19 protein-coding genes are annotated in these 18,843 nt (G+C 42.8%); 17 read left to right on the forward strand and 2 right to left on the reverse strand.

Features of this window, described 5'->3' with window-relative positions; all coding sequences use genetic code 11:
- The first annotated feature begins 341 nt into the window (after window positions 1–341).
- The 4 genes from LYNGBM3L_RS20105 to LYNGBM3L_RS20120 are packed head-to-tail and all read left to right on the forward strand — an operon-like array spanning window position 342 to window position 3,852.
- Window positions 342–1,172 carry a phosphate ABC transporter substrate-binding protein gene (locus LYNGBM3L_RS20105; RefSeq protein WP_008187171.1) on the forward strand — a complete coding sequence of 277 codons (831 nt, stop codon included), beginning with the start codon at window positions 342–344 and terminating at the stop codon, window positions 1,170–1,172.
- A complete protein-coding gene (gene pstC / locus LYNGBM3L_RS20110) occupies window positions 1,129–2,007 on the forward strand; it encodes a phosphate ABC transporter permease subunit PstC (RefSeq protein WP_044494041.1) in 879 nt (292 codons plus the stop codon). Before LYNGBM3L_RS20105 ends, pstC begins: the two co-directional genes overlap by 44 nt.
- Window positions 2,008–2,066: 59 nt before the next feature.
- Complete coding sequence (pstA, locus tag LYNGBM3L_RS20115; protein WP_008187175.1) at window positions 2,067–3,005, forward strand: phosphate ABC transporter permease PstA; 939 nt, start codon at window positions 2,067–2,069, stop codon at window positions 3,003–3,005.
- A 22-nt stretch (window positions 3,006–3,027) separates the two neighbouring features.
- Window positions 3,028–3,852 carry a phosphate ABC transporter ATP-binding protein gene (locus tag LYNGBM3L_RS20120; RefSeq protein ID WP_008187177.1) on the forward strand — a complete coding sequence of 275 codons (825 nt, stop codon included), beginning with the start codon at window positions 3,028–3,030 and terminating at the stop codon, window positions 3,850–3,852.
- Between the two features lie 134 nt (window positions 3,853–3,986).
- Here LYNGBM3L_RS20120 and LYNGBM3L_RS45950 read toward each other — a convergent pair whose 3' ends face one another.
- On the reverse strand, window positions 3,987–4,208 hold the full coding sequence (locus LYNGBM3L_RS45950) for a hypothetical protein (protein WP_131827136.1): 222 nt from the start codon (window positions 4,206–4,208) through the stop codon (window positions 3,987–3,989).
- Between LYNGBM3L_RS45950 and LYNGBM3L_RS20130 the strand changes: the two genes are divergently transcribed.
- The 11 genes from LYNGBM3L_RS20130 (at window position 4,200) to LYNGBM3L_RS20185 (ending at window position 17,012) form a co-directional block, all read left to right on the forward strand.
- Entirely contained in the window at window positions 4,200–4,880 is a 681-nt protein-coding gene (locus LYNGBM3L_RS20130; RefSeq protein ID WP_008187180.1) for a class I SAM-dependent methyltransferase, read from the forward strand. The two genes, LYNGBM3L_RS45950 and LYNGBM3L_RS20130, sit on opposite strands and share 9 nt — an antisense overlap.
- A 220-nt stretch (window positions 4,881–5,100) precedes the next feature.
- Window positions 5,101–6,222 carry an RNA-guided endonuclease IscB gene (iscB, locus tag LYNGBM3L_RS20135; RefSeq protein ID WP_008187181.1) on the forward strand — a complete coding sequence of 374 codons (1,122 nt, stop codon included), beginning with the start codon at window positions 5,101–5,103 and terminating at the stop codon, window positions 6,220–6,222.
- A 499-nt stretch (window positions 6,223–6,721) separates the two neighbouring features.
- The gene (locus LYNGBM3L_RS20140; protein ID WP_008187183.1) at window positions 6,722–7,507 is read left to right on the forward strand and encodes an SDR family oxidoreductase; all 786 of its coding nucleotides are present in this window, start codon (window positions 6,722–6,724) and stop codon (window positions 7,505–7,507) included.
- 445 nt (window positions 7,508–7,952) lie between these two features.
- Entirely contained in the window at window positions 7,953–8,366 is a 414-nt protein-coding gene (locus tag LYNGBM3L_RS20145; RefSeq protein ID WP_008187185.1) for a hypothetical protein, read from the forward strand.
- 214 nt (window positions 8,367–8,580) lie between these two features.
- On the forward strand, window positions 8,581–8,976 hold the full coding sequence (locus LYNGBM3L_RS20150) for a hypothetical protein (RefSeq protein WP_008187188.1): 396 nt from the start codon (window positions 8,581–8,583) through the stop codon (window positions 8,974–8,976).
- A gap of 224 nt (window positions 8,977–9,200) precedes the next feature.
- Window positions 9,201–9,794, forward strand: coding sequence for an NADPH-dependent FMN reductase (locus LYNGBM3L_RS20155; protein WP_008187190.1), 594 nt, complete (start codon window positions 9,201–9,203; stop codon window positions 9,792–9,794).
- Between the two features lie 439 nt (window positions 9,795–10,233).
- Entirely contained in the window at window positions 10,234–12,543 is a 2,310-nt protein-coding gene (locus LYNGBM3L_RS20160) for a multicopper oxidase family protein (protein WP_008187192.1), read from the forward strand.
- A 996-nt stretch (window positions 12,544–13,539) separates the two neighbouring features.
- A complete protein-coding gene (locus LYNGBM3L_RS20170; RefSeq protein WP_008187193.1) occupies window positions 13,540–14,769 on the forward strand; it encodes an RNA-guided endonuclease InsQ/TnpB family protein in 1,230 nt (409 codons plus the stop codon).
- Window positions 14,770–14,940: 171 nt separating this feature from the next.
- A complete protein-coding gene (locus tag LYNGBM3L_RS20175; protein ID WP_008187195.1) occupies window positions 14,941–15,669 on the forward strand; it encodes a hypothetical protein in 729 nt (242 codons plus the stop codon).
- A 41-nt stretch (window positions 15,670–15,710) separates the two neighbouring features.
- The gene (locus LYNGBM3L_RS20180; RefSeq protein ID WP_044494046.1) at window positions 15,711–16,664 is read left to right on the forward strand and encodes an O-fucosyltransferase family protein; all 954 of its coding nucleotides are present in this window, start codon (window positions 15,711–15,713) and stop codon (window positions 16,662–16,664) included.
- Window positions 16,665–16,697: 33 nt separating this feature from the next.
- Complete coding sequence (locus LYNGBM3L_RS20185) at window positions 16,698–17,012, forward strand: hypothetical protein (protein WP_008187200.1); 315 nt, start codon at window positions 16,698–16,700, stop codon at window positions 17,010–17,012.
- A gap of 337 nt (window positions 17,013–17,349) precedes the next feature.
- Here LYNGBM3L_RS20185 and LYNGBM3L_RS45955 read toward each other — a convergent pair whose 3' ends face one another.
- The gene (locus LYNGBM3L_RS45955; RefSeq protein ID WP_131827137.1) at window positions 17,350–17,565 is read right to left on the reverse strand and encodes a hypothetical protein; all 216 of its coding nucleotides are present in this window, start codon (window positions 17,563–17,565) and stop codon (window positions 17,350–17,352) included.
- 34 nt (window positions 17,566–17,599) lie between these two features.
- On the opposite strand from LYNGBM3L_RS45955, the gene LYNGBM3L_RS20195 reads away from it, so the two are divergent.
- On the forward strand, window positions 17,600–18,121 hold the full coding sequence (locus tag LYNGBM3L_RS20195) for a class I SAM-dependent methyltransferase (RefSeq protein WP_008187204.1): 522 nt from the start codon (window positions 17,600–17,602) through the stop codon (window positions 18,119–18,121).
- 44 nt (window positions 18,122–18,165) lie between these two features.
- Window positions 18,166–18,831, forward strand: a complete 666-nt coding sequence (locus LYNGBM3L_RS20200; protein ID WP_008187206.1) for a sulfotransferase family 2 domain-containing protein — start codon at window positions 18,166–18,168, stop codon at window positions 18,829–18,831.
- Window positions 18,832–18,843: the final 12 nt, after the last annotated feature.

Consider the following 18,843-nt stretch of genomic DNA (forward strand, 5'->3'; position numbering starts at 1 on the left):
CCAGTTGGGGTTTAGCTGGGAAATTAGCGATCGCTGTGGGAAAGCGCGATCGCATAATCAATACAGTAAATTATCGTAGGGTGGGCAGTTCCTAAGAGCAATTCCAACGCTTTTAATCGGTTGAATCGGCACTGCCCACCGACAGGGATATATTATCGAGAAAATTAATCGTAAATTATCCTAGGCTGGGCAGTGCATAACAGCAATTCCAACGCTTTTGATCGGTTGAATCGGCACTGCCCACCGACAGGGATATATTGGGTGCTAACCCACCACCGATGTAAACTTATAATTTATGATTATTTACTTGGTCTGACACCTTGCTACTCAATAACAAATTGATGAAATTTAGACTAGGTTCGTTTATCCTGCTTCTGTGCCTATATTTGCAGAGTTGTACTCAATCTCCTGAGGTTGGGTCTGGGCAACAAAAGCTAATCTTAACAGGAGCAAGTACTGTTGCTCCTTTAGTTTCAGCTTTGGGTAAAAGATTTGAAGAGCAAAATCCAGGGATTCGTATTGATGTACAAACGGGTGGTTCGTCTCGTGGACTAGCAGATGTGCAACAAGGACTTTCTGATATTGGTATGGTTTCTCGGACTCTGACAGAAGATGAAGCCGTTGGGATGGAAGTTTTTGTGCTTGGACGGGATGGAATTAGCATCATTGTTCATGGTGATAACCCCTTAACAGAAATCACTAGGAAACAGGTTAAGGCCATCAGCACTGGTCAAATCAAAAATTGGCAAAGCTTAAATAAAAATGATGCCCCGATCACCTTTGTCCACAGAGCAGAAGGACACTCAACACTAAAGAAATTTCTGGAATACTTTGGAGTGAATAACTCACAGGTGAAGGCGGATGTGGTAATTGGGGATAATCAACAAGGCATAAAAACTGTTGCAGGTAATCCCAATGCTATTGGATACGTCTCCATTGGTGCTGCGGAATATAGTATGCAGGAGGGTATATCCATCAAGCTTCTGGCACTGGATGGCGTTGAAGCAACCAGTGAAGCAGTCGCTAATGGCAGTTTTCCCTTGCTTCGGCAATTAACTCTGGTGACAAAAGGAAACCCCACTGGACTAGCAAAGCAGTTCATCACATTTGTTCAGGGTGAAGAAAATTATGATATCGTTCGGCTACAAAAATTTGTGCCCCCGAAAAATTGATCGGTTTTTAGGGTGGACTGTACGAGGAATTGCCTCTGTGGTAGGTATACTCGTTGTGATTATTACAGGGTTCTTGATCATTGAATCCTTACCGATTCTTGATGAAATCGGGATATTAGCCTTTTTGACCGATGCTAGCTGGAGTCCCGCTCAAGGATTCTATAACCTCACCCCAATGTTGGTGGGTACCCTATTGGTGGTAACAGGAGCAGTAGTGCTAGCGGCTCCCGTTGGGATTTTGTCGGCTTTGTTCTGCCACTATTACGCTCCTCCTTTCCTCGCTAGTTTCTACCGTCGCTTACTGGAGTTAATGGCGGGATTTCCGGGAGTAATTTATGGACTATGGGGACTGGTCGTGTTAGTGCCACTGATTAATCGCCTCCATCCACCAGGAACCAGTTTACTAGCAGGAGTACTAATGTTAGCTCTACTGATTATTCCTACTATTGCCCTGACCGTGGACGCGACGTTAGCAGAGATGAACCAAGTTTATTGGCAGGGAGCCGCTTCCCTAGGATTGTCCCGTTGGGGGACGATTTTGGGCATCATGCTACCGGCTGCGCGACTGGGGGTATTTACTGGCATTATCCTAGGCATTGGACGAGCCCTTGGGGAAACGATGCTGGTGTTAATGGTCTGTGGTAATGTGCCTCAGATTCCAGATACACTGTTCGCTCCGATTCGCACCTTACCCGCTAACATTGCTTTGGAAATGGCTTTTGCCCTGGGCAATCATCGTTCATCCCTGTTTGTAACTGGATTGTTGTTGCTGGCAGTTAGTCTGTTTCTGGCGCTCTTGGCAGAAGCGATCGCAGAAGAAAAACACATTTACTAGTATAATTGCCCCTGAGTTGGGTAACCATCCACTACAGAGTTATTGCAGTGTCAGCTTCCATGGCTCTCTTTTCTTCTCACTCTCATGCAACACATCCTTCTAAAGGCTCTAAAAAACGGAAATTTTTGAGTGACTCTCGCAATCATCGGCATCGGAGCAAGATTGCTTATCGAGACCGAGTGTTGAGCATCATTGTCTGGTTCGTTGCTTTGTCCGTCGCCGCTAGTTTAGCGATAATTCTGGGGCATTTGGTTTGGTATGGATCTAGCCATTTATCTTGGGAATTCCTGACCACAGACCCTGAAAATGCTGGTCGCGAAGGAGGTATTGCCTCCATATTGGTTTCAACGGCATTGATTTTAGGGGTTTGCCTGGCAGTAGCCCTGCCCCTGGGGTTGGGAACTGCCATCCTGTTAGCTGAATTTACCGCCACCAATAACTTATTTAGTCGGTTGGTGCGACGCAGTTTGGATATGTTGGCAGGAGTTCCTTCGATTGTCTTTGGTTTGTTTGGCAATGCCTTCTTCTGTGTTACCCTTGGTCTTGGCTTCTCTATCCTGTCTGGAGGATTGACCTTAGCCTGTATGGTGCTGCCGATCTTGATTCGTTCTATTGAAGAAGGGCTGCGGGCTGTTCCTGAAGAATACCGTTTGGGGGCTGCATCCTTGGGAATCTCACGCACTAGCACCCTCACAAATCTGTTGTTACCTGCTGCTGTTCCCAGTTTAGTAGCAGGCTTAATTTTGGGAATTGGGAGGGTAATCGCTGAAACAGCGGCGTTGATTTACACCAGTGGCTATGTCGATCGCACACCTACCTCTTTATTTGATTCTGGAAGGGCTTTGTCGTTGCATATTTATGAGCTATCCATGAATGTCCCTGGCGGGGATGATAATGCCTATGCCTCGGCTGTGATATTAGTTATAGTTATCCTGTTGATCAATACCACAGCGATTTACCTAGGGAAGCAATGGCATGATCGCAGTCTTCAGGAGTAAAAATGTATCGTAACTAACATTAATGAGTCAGTTTTCATCCCAGGCAAAACCAGTCATCTCTCCTCCTATGGACAACTGGGGCTTTCCTACCCTATGCACGGATCGGCTCAATTTATTCTATGGCTCTAAACAGGCCCTAGACGATATCACTTTGTCAATTCCCCAGGGTTCTATCACTGCCTTGATTGGCCCATCTGGTTGTGGCAAGACCAGCTTTTTGTATTGTCTTAATCGCTTAACCGATCTCATCCCCAAGTGCCTAGTTTATGGTAATGTTTGGTTGGGTGATTCAAATATTCTTCACCCTAAAACTGATACTATCGCTCTCCGCCGTCGGATTGGTATGGTTTTGCAGAAACCAAATCCTTTCCCATTCTCAATCTGGAAAAATATTGCTTTTCCGTTGAAAGAGCATGGTATTATAGAGCGTCGGAAAATTAATGGAATTGTTGAGAGGGTGCTCACAAATGTTAAGCTCTGGGACGAAGTCAAGGATAGGCTTACAGCCTCGGCATTGCGCCTCTCTGGAGGCCAAAAACAACGTCTTTGCATTGCCCGTACCCTCGCCTTGGCTCCAGAAATTATTTTGATGGATGAGCCTTGTAGTGCCCTAGACCCCATTTCTAGTGGGGTTGTCGAAGACTTGATTGCTAGTTTGCGGGGGAAATACACTGTGGTGATTGTCACCCACAACCTGGCTCAAGCTCGACGGATTGCAGACTATGTGGGGTTATTTTGGGTTCAGTCTGGCTGTGGACGCTTAATTGAATTTGGCCCAGCTCAGCAAATCTTCCAGAATCCCCAACATCCCATTACAGCAGAATACATCAATGGTCAGCGTGGATAAGGGAATCCGTAAGTATTCAGCTCACAGCAATCAGCTATCAGCAATCAGCAATCAGCAATCAGCAATCAGCTCTCAGCTATCAGCTCACAGCTCTCAGCTCTCAGCTTATGGGCAATGGGCTTTTACCCAGACTTTCAATTCTCATGCTTCTCTATCAATATTAAATTCTCCCGTTCCCTTAGCGTGGCCATAGGCCTGCATAGGTTTATTTTAAGCTGACGGCTGACCGCTGACCGCTGACCGCTGACCGCTGACCGCTGACCGCTGACCGCTGACCGCTGACCGCTGACCGCTGACGCCTGAATGCTTACGGGAAGCCTAGCACATACTAAGAATCCCAAAGGAAGATGAACCAAAATTTACAGCTATCCACAGACAATTACTATTCCCAGCTCCGGGAGCAAGGTAAAAGTATTTACACTATCTGGGAAGAAGGAAACGCCTATAAAGACTCGATCACACCAACAATTTACGACACCAACTACCGAGAATTCATTACCAAAAAAATTGAATCTTTGGTTAACTACAAACTCACAAGCAATATCTTGAGTATTGGCACGGGTAACGCTTTTGTGGAAAGTGATTTACATAAAAAAGGGTATAACGTCATAGCCAATGATGTGAATGAAGATGCCATTGAAATTGCGCGAAACAAAGGATTGACCGTGGTTTTTGCTGATATAAATCAGTGGGAACCGGAACACAAAAATTTTGATTTAATTTACTGTGATGGGGTAGTTGGACACTTATATAAACCAGGAGTGGGTTTAACCAAGCTCTTCAGTCGTTTACGAGATTGGTTAGTGTCTAACCAGGGTATTCTGCTGATTTCTAATGATGCAGCGGTGATCAACGCTCCTGTACATCCTCACCCAAGGGTCAAAGACTTTTATTGGTTTTCGGCAGATTATTTGCGTTCGGAGTTACTTAGCGCTGGTTTTGAAGCCGTTGAGAACGAAAGTTTTATCTATCACCGTCCCCTGACAGGAGACAAAGAACGGTTGATTTTAGAAGCGCAAGTCACCTAGTAAAAGCCTTGGTAATTTCCGGCAAGACTCGGAAATTTACCTAACTAGGTTGCAGACCAAGGATTAATTTCCTACGTTGTTTTGGTCATGATACCTGGGAGTGAACTCCAGCTCCCAGCTCTATCGTCAACCATTAAGGTGAAGGCAAAATGTGTGGTTGACACGACAAGCCATTACAACATGGTCGAGGAAAACATTACCGATTTGAGACGCACTAAAAATGCAGAATTATGTATTAGTTATTGACACAGACAAACAACCATTAAACCCCATATCCCCCAAGAAAGCGCGTCGATTGTTAGATAAAGGAAAAGCTGCGGTTTTTAGGATGTATCCATTCACGATTATCCTCAAGGCTGCAATCGCAAATCCGACTATCTCCCCTTGTCAAATCAAAATAGATCCAGGCAGTAAGGTGACTGGGTTTGCTCTAGTCCAGGACGACCAAGTTATTTGGGGAATGGAGCTAGAACACAGAGGAGGATTGATCAAGAAAAAACTAGAATCTAGAAGTGCCGTTAGGGGTGGGAGGCGTAATCGCAATACCCGTTACAGGAAGCCAAGATTTCTTAATCGTAAGCGTCCAGAGGGTTGGATTGCTCCCAGCCTAGAACACAGGGTTTTGACTATTGAAACCTGGGTAAGACGACTAACTAAGTTTTGTCCAGTCAATGAGATTTGGATTGAAATAGTCAAGTTTGACACTCAAAAAATGCAGGATCCTGAAATCAATGGGGTGGAATACCAACAAGGTGAACTAGCCGGGTATGAGGTGAGGGAATATTTACTTGAGAAGTGGGGGAGGGAGTGCGCCTATTGTGGCAAGCCAAATATTCCCCTACAGATTGAGCACATTCACCCAAAATCCAAAGGAGGGAGTGATTCGGCAAAGCCGACGCTACGCGAACGGGTCAGCAATCTTTGTCTAGCTTGTGAAAAATGTAATCAACGAAAAGGCAATAGACCTATTGAAGAATTCCTAAAAAAGAAACCAGGCTTGCTACAAAAAATCAAAAACAAGGCGCTTTCGCCATTGAGAGATGCAGCAGCGGTCAATACAACTCGGAACAAAGTAGTAAAGGTACTCAAGGAAATAAAACCTGTGGTTACTGGCACGGGTGCTCAGACCAAATACAACCGGACTAAGTTGGGACTACCCAAGCAGCATTGGATTGATGCAGCTTGTGTTGGAGACGTTGAAGCTTTGGTGTTGAGAACCTCTCAACCGCTACTAGTTACCTGCAAAGGACAGGGAGGCAGGCAAAAAGCTGCGCTCAATAAATATGGCTACCCCATTAGACATAACCCATTGAAACCCATCAAAGGTTGGAAAGCGTGGTGATATAGCTAAAAACCTTTTGACGGGGGAGTTTGGGAGGGTTAATCCCAGAAGCAAAAGCAACTCCTTTAATTACACGGTTCCCGGAAAAAAGGCGATAAGCTTGCACGTCAAGAATTTACTCAGAGTTCACAGAAAGGATGGTTATACTTATGGGTTTTGCCGATAAATACCAAGAATTACCTGGAAATAGTCCTCCTATTACATACAGAAGTTAGAAGTCAGAAGTCAAAAGTAAGCTATGACTAAGAGGATATCTCCCAAGTTTTTTGATACTGAATTTTGCCCCCCTAGGGCGTGTTTTCAAAGTTTTCCGCAAGATTATGATCCCCCCCAGCCCCCCTTAATAAGGGGGGAGCCATACTCAAAGTCCCCCTTTTTTAAGGGAAACGGGGGATCTCCGAGGCAATAAAACACGCCCTAGCCCCCCGAGCGAGGGATTGCTCGCTTGGGGGATTTAGGGGGCTGCGTAGTGGTGTAATTATGCTGGATTAGTTCAGTTATGGATTTAGGACTAAAAGGCAAAATCGCTTTAGTGACGGCATCGAGTCGAGGCATGGGTAGAGCGATCGCAGAGGGCTTGGCCGCTGAAGGGTGTCAAGTGATAATTTGCAGTAGAGATAAGGATAATTTACTCAAGGCTGCCCAGGACATAGAAGCCAAGACGGGACAAGTCATTACACCTATCCCAGTGGATCTTGAGCAAAAAGAGAGTATCTCCCAATTGCTAACGGGCATTACCAATCAATTTTCCACCATTGATATTGTCGTCAATAACGTGGGTGGGATGCCCTACAAGCGCCACTATGAACTAAACCAGGAGGATTGGCAGCAATCATTCGATCTGACCTTTATGAGTCAGGTGACTATAGCTGAAGCGTTGCTGCCTTTGATGAAAAAACAGTCTTGGGGTAGGATAATTTTTGTGACTTCAGTAGCCGCCAAACAGCCAGGGATGCTGATTGCCCATTCCCAACGAGCAAGTGTTGTGGCTTATGCTAAAACCCTTGCTAATGAATTGGGGCAGCATAACATTCTGGTTAATAGTATCTGCCCTTCCTTTGCTGTCACGGATAAGTTCTATGAAGTGGCTGATGAAGTGGCGAAAAGACAGGGTAGTTCTCGGGAACAAGTGATCCAGCAATGGATGAAAAGTGTTCCCCTCCGTCGCCCAGCTTCCGCAGAAGAAGTCGCTAATTTAGCAGTATTTCTGGCTTCGGAAAAAGCGAGTTATATCACAGGAACCTGTATTCAAGTTGATGGGGGATTTGTGAAAAGTTTGTTTTAGATAAGGGTAAGCGGTCAGCGGTCAGCGGTCAGCGGTCAGCGGTCAGCGGTCAGCGGTCAGCGGTCAGCGGTCAGCGGTCAGCGGTCAGCATTCAGCCGTGGCAGAGGCTTCAACGCTGTGATGTAACTCAGATTAAACAAAGGAGGTCTGGTTTTATTGTCCAATAAAACTTAGGATTTATTGCCTCTTGCCTCTTGCCTTCCCCTCCTGGGAGGGGTTAGGGGTGGGTTCCTCTTGCCTCTTGCCTCTTGCCTCTTGCCTTCCCCTCCTGGGAGGGGTTAGGGGTGGGTTCCTCTTGCTAGCTTGCCTCTTGCCTTCCCCTCCTGGGAGGGGTTAGGGGTGGGTTCCTCTTGCCTCTTGCCTCTTGCCTCTTGCCTCTTCTATGTTCCCTGCTCCCTGCTCCCTGCTCCCTGCTCCCTGTTAAACACAAATCACAATTAATACTATGGAAAGTACCAAGCAATTTGCCAAATATATGAAAGCCGATGAACGGCCATCTGTGGATGACTCTATAGATCTTTCATCTTTGCTGGGAGAATGGTTTAATACCAAACGGGATACTAACTATATCAAGAAAGTAATTCTGAGCGATCGCAATGGTAGTTTAATCATCAATGCTTATGGAGCTAGTGATGGGGGGTTAATTGATTGGGGAGAAGCGGAAGCTATACCCTACGGAGCTGGTAAATCACCCCTGATAGCAGCAGGATTCCATGCCCTTTATAGTCTCGATGGAATAGAAAGTCTTCTTGTCTCCAATCACAAACTAGGTATAATCGTGATTCAATCCTATACTCGCTACTTAGATGGTAGCGGTCGTCCTAAGCACTTTGGTCGTGAATTTTTCCACCGTTTTTAGTAAAGAACGTAATAGTCTTCTGGTGTCAACCCCAAAAACAAGAGACGTAAGCATTCAGCTATCAGCTCTCAGCTATCAGCTCTCAGCTATCAGCTCTCAGCTATCAGCTCTCAGCTCACAGCTATCAGCTCTTGAATAAAATAAGCTGACGGCTGACAGCTGACGGCTGAATGCTTACCAAGAGACAAAAACAATCTTAGGAGATGTGAATAGGATGAAATCCCAGGAAGTTTACGGTGAAACTCAGAATTCTCAAGCCGAGGGCAATGCTCAAATTGACTTAAGTACCATACTCGGTACATGGATCAATTCTAATCAACAAACCGAGTGGATTAAAAAATTTACCATAACTCAGCAGGGCGAGCAGGTGTTTATCGATGCTTATGGTGGTAATTCCCCAGAATATTGGGGCAAAATTGAGGTAACAACCTATGTAGACAATCTCGGTCAAACAGGCTTCAGTGCCCAATACAATCTTGATGGAGTGGAAGCATTATTAGCATCTAATACTAATAAAGGTTTGTGCATTATTGCTACTTTTCTCAAGTTTAAGAATGGCGAACGCCCTAATTTTCTCAGTCGCGAGTTTTACTACAAAGTAGATGAATAGTTGGTCAGCGGTCAGCGGTCAGCCGTCAGCCGTCAGCCGTCAGCGGTCAGCCGTCAGCTGACGTAACAGAGATTAAACTAATGCTTACTTGTTTTATTCAAAAGTACTTCAAGTAGCGTGCCCATAGCCCATAAGCTGAGAGCTGATAGCTGAGAGCTGAGAGCTGATAGCTGATAGCTGATAGCTTAGAATAGTTATAATGGGAGTATACTCCCTAATTTAAAATGGAAGAATTAAGCAAAATCAAGCTAAAAATTCCTATGGTTTTAGGGAGTTGCCGCATTGGTCGGGAAAGCCTCAAAGTAGCGCAATTTATTTTAGGAGAACTTATTGAGCAAGACCGAATAGATACTGAACTGATTGACCTGGGTGAGTATAAATTACCCATGTTAGAAGAGCGATTACAGGATAGCTCAAATCCTCCTGATAATGTCCTACGGTTTTGCGCCAAGCTGGGTCAAGCAGATGGGATATTACTGGTTACTCCTGAATACAAAAATGGCTATCCTGGAGTATTAAAAAATGCCCTGGATTATCTGGAACCCCAGGCTTTAAAGTATAAACCTATTGGTATTTGTACCGTGTCTTCTGGGAGATTTGGAGGACTTGATTGTTTGGCGCAGTTACGATTAGTCTGCCTGGCTTTAGGTGGGTTACCGATTCCAGATAAATTGCCTGTTGCTAAGGTGAAGGAATTATTTGATGACAATGGTAATTTGTCTGACTTGAGATTTAAAGCCAGGCTGGAATCTTTTATGAATGAACTGGCTTGGTATACCGAGGCGATGGTTAATCAAAAGGGGTGCATTTCTTTGTAAAAAAGAAGGAAAGTGTGGGGGGCGGGGATTGTGGGAATTGTGGGAAGCTAAGAAGAGATAAAAGAAGATAAGAGAAGATAATAGCTCACAGCGGTCATTTTTTTGTTGTATCAGCGCGATTTGGCTAAATATCCCGACTCCCGACTCCCGACTCCCGACTCCCGATTCCCGACTCCCGACTCCCGTTCCCCTCCTGGGAGGGGTTAGGGGTGGGTTCCGATTCCCGACTCCCGACTCCCGATTCCCGATTCCCGATTCCCGATTCCCGATTCCCGATTCCCGATTCCCGCTAATGTAAACTTTTATAACAAAAACTTGATTTCAATACTGACAGGCTGTCATACTCACTTTTGTGAACTATTCTTTCGGTAATGAATTTATGAACCATTTATTCCTGTTCCTACGCAGGGTACTGATTGTGTTCTTAGTGAGCACGCTTATGGCTGTCAGTACCTTTACAGGGAAAGCTGTCGCTGAGGCTGAGGATGTTGTTGATCTGGTTGATTCATGTTCAGTAATAACTTCAGACTACCTGAATGAGGTAAGTCAGCCTGATTTTAAAAATCCACCCTTTGCATACACAAATGATACGGATACTCAATATCCTAGACAGGGAGTTACTTTAAATGCAGTTCAGGACGAATTATACCTGGATGTAGATAGAACTCGACTCAATGGTTATAAATACGATGGCTACCTCTACAAGACTACTTTCTATGACAAAGATGGCAATCGAAAAACTATTGTTAGAGATACTGGTAAACCTGCACAAATTGAAATAGCAGACTATAATCCAACAAGTCCTCCTGGCAATATGGTTGGAACCTATAACCCACCAACTATAGTGACATCTCCTGGTGAATTTGTTCAGAGTGGTACTTTCGATAACAGCAATGTTACTCTTAACTCCTTTGACCTAGAACTGACAAATAATTTACCAGTAAGAGTTCCATTGGCGGGGAGTCTACCACAAACAAAAGAAAATTTAGAGAACCAATCTCAATACACTAACCTTCATTATCATGGCTTCAACGTATCACCTTTACTAGGTTCTGATGATGTTTTAGTGGATGTTCATTCTAATATAACTCCTGGTTCTACTGAAGGCGGTTATTATCCGGGAGATAATCCACAGGAGCCTCAATATGGTGGTCCAATAAGTGAGTACAAAATGACAGTCAAGATGCCAGTCGTTCATCAGTCAGGACTGTTTTGGTACCATTCCCACGCCCACTCAATGAGCCAGCAACAGGTTCAGGGTGGTCTCTCCGGTGGAATAATTATCAAGGGGATGGATGATTATTACAACTTTCTAAATCTAGGGAACCCGCAAGGATTGATTGGTGTGGTTATAACTCCGGACAATGAACCTGAGGATTTTACTGTCAATCAAAAGGTGATGATGTTCAAGGATTTTAATAATGTTTTAAATGGAAATAATCCGAAGTGTTTCACTCTCAATGGTCAAGTCAACCCTAAAATAACAATTAGACCTGGAGAGGTTCAATTATGGCGCATTGCTAATTCAGGCTCCAATCAATACATGAACATTGCCCTAGAAAAAGGTACTAGGCAATGGCAAGATGGTCACTATGTTCTAGAAACTCCTAGTTTTGCTGAACCCAATGGGGAAGCAAATTTTATTGTTTTGGCCCGTGATGGTGATGTTGTTGAAAAACCATTCCAAACTAACTCAGTTCTATTGCCACCTGCTGCTCGGGTCGAACTTCTTGTAGTAGGAGGTGAAGTAAGTAGTGAATATTATCTTGTTTCAGACTTTAGCACCAATTTGACTGAAGGTCAAAAGTGGGCTGGCGGAAAAAGCCAATTGTTAGCAACTGTTGAGGTAGAGGGCGACAAAGTTTGCTATGATAATTTAAATCTATCGTCGGTAGTATGCACAGGCGGTAGTGATTTATACACTTACCTCCAAGGACCGCCAAATTATCAAGACAAGATATTGCCACCTTCTGAAGCAATAATGGCAGACACTCTAGAAAATTGTCCAGATAAGTATGATCATTATGCTTATAGAATTGATGAAAATGGTAATAAAATTGTGTATGATAGTCAGGTTCCTTACGATGGGAAAGAAAATGATGGAAAAAAAAGGTGCATAACTCCACCGGCTGATATGTACAGAGACCCACTTACCAAGAAACGTTACTTCTATTTCAGCAGAGAAGGTGGGAGTAAGTATTTTCTAAAAGGATTTGAGACAGAAGCAGAAGCACATGTTGATGGCGAGATAAGCCAAGCAATTGATACAAACAAAATCAAAGAATTATTTGATGGAATCCGGATTGATAAAATTTCCCGGACAGGAGATTTAGAAGAGTGGCATTTGGTCAATGCAGATACTTTAGCCCACGTTTTCCACATACACCAGCTTGATTTCGTAGTTACTAAGGTGACGCTCGCTCAAGATCTTACAGCAGATGCTTTTAATGGAAAGTATAATAACTACGACGTAGAAAGTTGTCAAGAAGCAAAAGATCCTCTTCCTAATGGTGAGCCAGGAAAAGAATATAAACTAAAACCCCAAGGATATCGAGATGTAATTAACTTACCTGCAAACAGCGTAACTACAGTTCGTATTCCCTTTGTAAATCCATTCATTACTGGTGTATTTGTTTATCACTGCCATATACTAGGACATGAAGATCGTGGCATGATGAATAATATCAAAGTGGTAAATCCAGACGGGTATGAGAAAGCAGGTATTATGCCAACAGTAGATAAACAGTAGAAGAAGTAAATGACTAAGAAATGGAGGTAGGAAATAGATAACTCCAAAAATGAGGTTGAAACCCCTGTAAAATAAGGGCAAACATTTAATTTCTGGAGAGGTGATTACTTAACCTCTAAATCTTCAGAGATTACAGCATTCTAGGGACTTTGGATCCAAAGTCCCTAGGTTTTTTTTCGGATGTCTGTTAATATATAGCAAGTCTTATACCCATGAGGTACAAATCTCTGGGTTTTAGGGAGCAGGGAGCAGGGAGCAGGGAGCAGGGAGCAGGGAAGAGGGAAGAGGAACCCACCCCTAACCCCTCATAAGGGTAGGTTTTTACTTTGACCTCAGGTGTGGGGTGTGGGGCGTGGGGTGACCGGGTGTGGCGGATAAGAAAGCGATGCAGCTTCGGAACAGGGGGTTTCCCCCACTCGCGCTTTGCATGGCTGACAATGTACTTAATTTGTCGTTATTAATCATCATTGTCTTGATGGAACTGCCGTGGTTTCCCCCACTCGCGCTCTGGATCTTGACAATATTTCCCCCACTCGTGCTCTGGATCTTGACAATAAAAGTACTTACTCGCCCCTTTGTAAAAAACCTACCCCTGTGAGGTTCCCCCCACTCGCCCTTGCCATCAAGACAGTGAGATGTACCCGGTGCCTAGAAGCCGGGGAATTTTTTTGTGGATGAGTCTTGACTTGAAACTTTCCAATTTTGATGTATCATCTTTTTTAGGAACCAATTTTATGGAGCAGCTAAGTGTTTCCAGCCCAGTCCAGTGGAGTGTCAGCGCCCTCTTCTGGACTACCAAACCCATATCCCAATTAAACGGGCAAGGGGTCTCCCGTTATAATCTCCGATTTAACGGGAGGGGAATTGCCCGACAGCGTCTGGAAGTTCTCAACAGATTGGCCAGAGGCCACGCTTCGCGAACGTAAGTGGTACAATAGCATTGTGATATTAACGTACTGCTACAAAATCAAACCAAGTCCCGAACAGATAGCCATCATGGAAAGGTGGCTTGAATTGTTGCGTCGTCACTGGAACTATGCTCTAGGGCAACGACTTGATTGGCTCAATCGGACTCGCTCACCGATTGATAGATGTAGCTTGATTAGTGAGCCGATCGGTGTTATTCCAGAAGTGGTCAACTATTACACTCAACAAGCGGCTCTCAAGGAAACTAAGCGACTGTTTCCTGAGTACAAGCAAATCTATGCAGAAACTCAGCAAGTCAACTTGCAACGACTCAATAAAGCGTGGGATAGATGGAGGAAGCCTGACGCTAATGGTAAACGTGGTGGTAGACCTCGATTCAAGAAAGCGGGAGAACTTCGATCATTCGTTTTTCCTAGGATCAATAGTTCAAAGGCGGGAGCACACCTGGCTGATGGGATTTTAAAACTAAGCAGAATTGGATCAATACCTGTCGTAATGCATCGGTCATTACCCATTGGCTTTACCCTTAAGCAATGCACTATTGTCAAGAAGGCCGATGGCTGGTACGGCTGTATCTCAATGAAAGATGATACAGTTCCCGAACTTTTGCCTATTGGCTCTGTCAAGTCTGCCGTCGGAATTGATGTTGGCTTAGAGAAGTTTTTGACCACGTCTGACGGTGAAGCAGTACCTATCCCGCAGTTTTATAGGAATGCTCAAGACAGACTGGCTAAAGCTCAAAAAGTAATGTCGCGTCGTGTTAAGGGCTCTAATAACTGGAAAAAAGCCAAGCACAAAGTAGCCTTAATGCACCTTTATCTGACTCGTTGTCGGAAAGAGTTTCATTATCAGGTGGCTCATTGGTTGTGCGGTAAGTACGACCTAATTTCTCACGAAAATTTAAACATCAAAGGGCTGGCTCGAACTAGGTTAGCAAAGTCAATAAATGATGCAGCTTGGGGAGCTTTTTTGGAGATATTACAAGCAGTGGCGGTCAAACGCGGTTTGTTAGTCCAGGAAGTCAACCCACGAGGTACAAGCATTGAGTGTTTTAATTGCGGTTCCAGGGTCGAGAAAAGTTTAAGCGATCGCGTTCATTGTTGTTCGAGCTGTAATATCAAAATCGATTCGGCGAAGCCGACGCTGCGCGAACGTGATTGGAACAGTGGTATCAACATTTTGAATCGTGGATTATTGGCGGTTGGACTGCCGCTCAATGGCTGCGGTAAATCAATACAGGATATTGAGGAACAGCAAGTCTCATTTGTGAATTTGAGAAGCCCACATCATAATCTTTGATTTGATGTGGGAGTAGTCACTTAATGCCCATCGGCTTCAGATAGTGTGGAGGAGTTTATAAAAAAATAAATCAAAACAAATTCTAGCCTGGATTATGATTTAATCAATAATTTAAAAGATTTAAATTAAAGGGGTTTATCACTTTTCATAAGCAGTTAAATTATCGTCTAAATGATTAAACCAATCACAAAAATAGCTGTTTTTACAGTACATAAAGCCGCTTCAATGTTCTTGCACCAAATAACTATAGAAGCCAGTGCTTTGGCTAAAATTAATTACTATTCTCCCAATAATAAACAGTTAAGTGATAGTTTATTCTATTTTCGACCACCTAGGGAAAATTTTTGCCAGGAAGCCCTTGCTAAGTTTAATTCTATAGATACAGGGTGTATTGGCCCTATGCGTTATCCCCTAGAGATAGACTTAGATAGCTGTTTTGTAAACCTACACCTACGAGACCCCAGAGATGGTCTGAATTCAATGTTCTTTTCTTGGACAAAAATTCACAAAGGGTTCGATCAATCGAAGCGAGACGAGTGGCTTTCTTGGGGAATAGATAAGTTTGTTATTTCATTCAGTGATGAGTACCTTGACAGATATGAAAAATATCTAAATCACTTTATTGGTCATCCTAATGTTAACCTACTCAAGTATGAAGATATGGTATATAATTTTGATAGTTGGTTAACCTTGTTTGTTCAACCTTTTCAACTTTATTCACAAGATATAAGCGGCTTGTCTAAGCAATTATCTGATGAAGTAAATCCCCAAAATGCAGACCCCAATACTCACAGACGTAAAATGATTTCTGGAGATTTCAAAAATAATCTTAAACCTGAAACTATAGATACTCTAAACCAAAAGTTTGGCCATATCCTCTCTGCCTTGGACTATTTATAATACCTATAATTTACTTTGCTATGATAATTGAATCGAAAAAAATGACAAATAATTTTTATTTTGAACAAGGCGATCGATTAAAAGAGCAAGGTAAAATAGCAGAGGCATTACAGGCTTACCAAAAAAGCATTGATTTGACATCTAATGTTAGTACATTAGATGCTGCTAAGTATATTAGAGAAGCGGTCTATCAAGCTGCCTCTATTGCCACAATTAATCAACCGCCCTATAAAAAAATTATTTTCTATGCAGCAATAGGCGGTCTTTGCAACCGCTTGCGTGCTTTATGCGCCTACCTTTGTTTGAGCTACTTTTGGGATATTCCCCTACTGATGTGCTGGCATCCAGAGGAAGCTTGTAACTGTTATTTTGAAGACATTTGTGAAACTGTATGTGAAACTATATCTCCTCAATCAATCCTAAAATTGTTGAGAAATGAAGATTCTTGCAACATCTTGTATGTAACTGAACACAAATGGCATTCAATTCACCAGAGGTATCTTGAGGATAGTATAGATCATGAAACATTTAGAAAACATTACTTAAAATTTGTCAGGCAAATGAAACTTAAAGATAACTTGCTTCAGGAAATAGAAAAATTTGTGGAAAAGTATTGGCAAAACGACATGATTGGGATACATATTAGACGCACAGACCTATGGAAGCACCTAAAGTCTAGAGGATTAGAGTCACACTTTTCTTCAGATGATAAGTTTATCAGAGCTATAGAAAAAGAAATAGCTAATGGATGCTCTAACTTTTTCTTAGCTACAGATAACGAAGGGACAAAAACGTTAATCTCCGAGCAATTTCCAGACCAAATAATTAGCTATTGTCAAACTTTCGATGATTCACAAAAGCGCCAAACTTCTGTAGAAAATTCTCTGATAGATTTATATTTGCTTTCTAAATGCCAAAAAATTCTCGGCTCTTATTATTCAAGCTTTAGTGAATATGCTGCCGCTCTGGGAAATATTCCTTTAGTTTATCCGTAAGTATTCTTGACGCTTACAAGGTTTTTCATAACTATGAGCTACACCGGTGCCCTTGACCCATTAAGAATTAAATTCGCCTGGTGCATCTCATTAAAGCTGTTTGACCCGGTGGTGCGTTACGGGCAGCAACCTAACCCTGGCTACGAGGCGGAAAATGAGGAACCCCCTAACGCACCCGGGTGCATCTCATTAAAGCTGTTTGACCCGGTGGTGCGTTACGGGCAGCAACCTAACCCTGGCTACGAGGCGGAAAATGAGGAACCCCCTAACGCACCCTACGCAAAATTTTGTATTATAGCAGTCGCCAGGGCAGTTAGGACATCGACATTAGTCTCACACCCAAAGTAAGCGCAAGAGTTTGACTTCTGACTTCTGACTTCTGACTTCTGTTTGACCCGGTGGTGCGTTACGGGCAGCAACCTAACCCTGGCTACGAGGCGGAAAATGAGGAACCCCCTAACGCACCCTACGCAAAATTTTGTATTATAGCAGTCGCCAGGGCAGTTAGGACATCGACATTAGTCTCACACCCAAAGTAAGCGTAAGAGTTTGACTTCTGACTTCTGACTTCTGACTTCTGACTTCTGACTTCTGACTTCTGACTTCTGTTTGACCCGGTGGTGCGTTACGGGCAGCAACCTAACCCTGGCTACGAGGCGGAAAATGAGGAACCCCCTAACGCACCCTACGCAAAATTTTGTATTATAGCAGTCGCCAGGGCAGTTAGGACATCGACATTAGTCTCACACCCAAAGTAAGCGCAAGAGTTTGACTTCTGACTTCTGACTTCTGACTTCTGACTTCTGACTTCTGACTTCTGACTTCTGACTTCTGACTTCTGACTTCTGACTTCTGCTATACCTGTTCCCAGATCCGCTGTTCCCATTAATCCTATGTTCACAAATCAAATACAAAACCTATAGGAGATTAAAATTATGCCAATTAAGTTTGATTTAGCCAAGTATATCAATCCTGTATTTGTTGAAACAGGAACCTATAAAGGTGACGGAATTGCTCTTGCTTTAGCATCAGGTTTCCAAAAAATATATAGTATTGAAGTTGCCGAAGAGTTTTATAATAATGCAGTACAAAGATTTAAGACAGAAATCGATAGAGGAACTGTAGAAATAATTTTAGGTGACTCATTGTATTGTTTACCAAAGGTGATTAGTAACATAGATTCTAATATTACTTTTTGGCTAGATGCTCATACTATACTTGGTTATGAGGGAGAAAAGTCTTGTCCTCTATATGAAGAACTTGACGCGATCGCTAATCATCCAATCAAAACACACACCATATTAATTGACGATCTACGTCTATTTTCCCAAGATGGTTGGGGTAAATCAGTTCTTAAAGATAACATCATCAACAAAATTAAAAAAATAAATAGTGATTACTCGCTTATTTATGAAGATGGAAAAATAGAAAATGATGTTCTAGTAGCTTTTCCTTGATCTGAGAGAACAATAAATTAAAGAAACTAAGAAAGTTGCAGGTAATGATATCACACGATAATAAATTTATTTTCATACACATACCAAAATGTGCTGGTAAGTCTATGCAAGTTTTTTTCAAAGAAGAAGTAAAGGCATTGGGATGGCAAAAAGAAGCAGGACTAGAATACACGATGAGGATGGATGGTTTAGCTAAGACGCTCAACCTATATCCTGATTACTTTACCTTGACGTTTATTAGAAATCCATTTGATAGATTTGTATCTATATGGAAACATAGCGAAAGAGTAATAAAACATACCGATAATAGGCCAAATACTTACTTCCACAGACCTCAGAGAAATCTGAGCTTTAATGAATACGCCAAGTTAATTAGAGAGGGAGAGCCAAAACAGCTAAGTGGTTTTGACCAATATCATTCAAAAAAACAAGTAGATTTCATCCTAGACTACAATCAGGAATATTTGTTTGGTATCCCGAGAAAAACAAAAGATAATTGTAATTTTATAGGCAGATTTGAAAATTTAAAGCAGGATTTTGCAGCAGTTTGTGAGTTACTAGGTATAAAAAATAAAACTCTACCTCATGTTAACAATAGTCAAGATACAAAACACTATAGTGACTATTATGACGAGGAAACAGTGGAAATTGTTCGAGAACTATATGCTGAAGATCTTGAATACTTAGGCTACAGCTTTAACAGTGACTAGCTCGTAAGCATA

This window comes from Moorena producens 3L (assembly GCF_000211815.1).
Classification (GTDB): Bacteria; Cyanobacteriota; Cyanobacteriia; order Cyanobacteriales; family Coleofasciculaceae; genus Moorena; species Moorena producens.

Coding starts and splice junctions, on each gene's coding strand:
- iscB (WP_008187181.1), top strand. CDS start 5,101: ATGCAGAATTATGTATTAGTTATTGACACAGACAAACAACCATTAAAC.
- LYNGBM3L_RS20180 (WP_044494046.1), top strand. CDS start 15,711: ATGACAAATAATTTTTATTTTGAACAAGGCGATCGATTAAAAGAGCAA.
- LYNGBM3L_RS20185 (WP_008187200.1), top strand. CDS start 16,698: ATGAGCTACACCGGTGCCCTTGACCCATTAAGAATTAAATTCGCCTGG.
- LYNGBM3L_RS20160 (WP_008187192.1), top strand. CDS start 10,234: ATGGCTGTCAGTACCTTTACAGGGAAAGCTGTCGCTGAGGCTGAGGAT.
- LYNGBM3L_RS20150 (WP_008187188.1), top strand. CDS start 8,581: ATGAAATCCCAGGAAGTTTACGGTGAAACTCAGAATTCTCAAGCCGAG.
- LYNGBM3L_RS20195 (WP_008187204.1), top strand. CDS start 17,600: ATGCCAATTAAGTTTGATTTAGCCAAGTATATCAATCCTGTATTTGTT.
- LYNGBM3L_RS20170 (WP_008187193.1), top strand. CDS start 13,540: ATGGAAAGGTGGCTTGAATTGTTGCGTCGTCACTGGAACTATGCTCTA.
- LYNGBM3L_RS20145 (WP_008187185.1), top strand. CDS start 7,953: ATGGAAAGTACCAAGCAATTTGCCAAATATATGAAAGCCGATGAACGG.
- LYNGBM3L_RS20155 (WP_008187190.1), top strand. CDS start 9,201: ATGGAAGAATTAAGCAAAATCAAGCTAAAAATTCCTATGGTTTTAGGG.
- LYNGBM3L_RS20130 (WP_008187180.1), top strand. CDS start 4,200: ATGAACCAAAATTTACAGCTATCCACAGACAATTACTATTCCCAGCTC.
- LYNGBM3L_RS20140 (WP_008187183.1), top strand. CDS start 6,722: ATGGATTTAGGACTAAAAGGCAAAATCGCTTTAGTGACGGCATCGAGT.
- pstA (WP_008187175.1), top strand. CDS start 2,067: ATGGCTCTCTTTTCTTCTCACTCTCATGCAACACATCCTTCTAAAGGC.
- LYNGBM3L_RS20175 (WP_008187195.1), top strand. CDS start 14,941: ATGATTAAACCAATCACAAAAATAGCTGTTTTTACAGTACATAAAGCC.
- LYNGBM3L_RS20200 (WP_008187206.1), top strand. CDS start 18,166: ATGATATCACACGATAATAAATTTATTTTCATACACATACCAAAATGT.
- LYNGBM3L_RS20120 (WP_008187177.1), top strand. CDS start 3,028: ATGAGTCAGTTTTCATCCCAGGCAAAACCAGTCATCTCTCCTCCTATG.
- pstC (WP_044494041.1), top strand. CDS start 1,129: ATGATATCGTTCGGCTACAAAAATTTGTGCCCCCGAAAAATTGATCGG.
- LYNGBM3L_RS20105 (WP_008187171.1), top strand. CDS start 342: ATGAAATTTAGACTAGGTTCGTTTATCCTGCTTCTGTGCCTATATTTG.